1 protein-coding gene is annotated in these 533 nt (G+C 37.3%); it reads left to right on the forward strand.

All coding sequences use genetic code 11. From position 1 onward, the window contains the following. Positions 1 to 21: 21 nt before the first annotated feature. A partial coding sequence (locus Q5Y73_RS24650; protein WP_305994573.1) for a peptidoglycan recognition protein family protein occupies positions 22 to 533 on the forward strand: 512 nt, incomplete at its 3' end.

The raw sequence follows: 533 nt of genomic DNA on the forward strand, positions 1-533 counted from the left end.
GATAGAAAGGATGGTGACTAAATGACCTTCAAAATGAAATACCCGATTCATAAAAAACACCTCACTAGTGGCACAAAAAGAAGATCCGGAATCAAGATGCCAAGAGTGGGGTTTATTGTTGCTCATGACACAGGGAACGATGGATCTACAGCATTACAAAACATTGCTTATTACGAAAACTCAAACAATGACATGTACGCTTCAGCTCATATTTTTGTAGATGATACAGGGATATATGAGTGTATTCCGTTGTTAACTGATGTACCAGAAAAAGCATGGCATGTGTTATACGAGAAAGCTTTAGATAATCAAAAGTTTGGGGATGATGCAAATGATATAGCTGCAGGAGTGGAACTTTGTTACTCACATCTAAGAGGGGGTATAAATAATGAAGAGTCATATAAACGCTATGTGTGGGTATTAGCTTTTATTTGCAACAAATTTGGACTAGATCCGACTACTAGTATAATAGGACACCATATTTTAGACCCTCAAAGGAAAACAGACCCACAAAACGCCTTATCTAAAATGGG

The organism is Chengkuizengella axinellae (assembly GCF_030730905.1).
Taxonomy (GTDB): Bacteria; Bacillota; Bacilli; order Paenibacillales; family KCTC-33759; genus Chengkuizengella; species Chengkuizengella axinellae.